Source organism: Neisseria sp. P0014.S002 (assembly GCF_051958295.1).
In the GTDB taxonomy this organism is placed as follows: Bacteria; Pseudomonadota; Gammaproteobacteria; order Burkholderiales; family Neisseriaceae; genus Neisseria; species Neisseria flavescens_B.
The window spans coordinates 1-255 of sequence record NZ_JBQCVO010000092.1 but is presented as its reverse complement, the minus strand read 5'-3'; the positions used below and the strand labels follow the sequence as shown (position 1 = coordinate 255).

1 protein-coding gene is annotated in these 255 nt (G+C 56.5%); it reads left to right on the top strand.

Going from position 1 to position 255, the window contains the following annotated elements; genetic code table 11:
* Nucleotides 1-255 (top strand): glycosyltransferase (locus ACTHSX_RS10745; protein WP_440379679.1); only part of this gene is annotated, 255 nt, incomplete at both ends.

The window sequence follows — 255 nt, the reverse complement described above, 5'->3', positions numbered from 1 at the left end:
CCCCACTACAACCATCCGACAACCATCGCCCGCGTCGTACAGACCATGCACGGCTTCGGTTTGGACGTATTGATTGTGGACGACGGTTCGCGCGAAGAATGCAAACCCGTATTGCAGGCATTGGTTTCAGACGGCATCCACGTCCTTTACCGCCCCATCAACGGCGGCAAAGGCGCGGCGGTCAAAACCGGTTTGAAATACGCCGAAGAAAACGGCTACAGCCATGTTTTACAGGTCGATGCCGACGGACAGCAC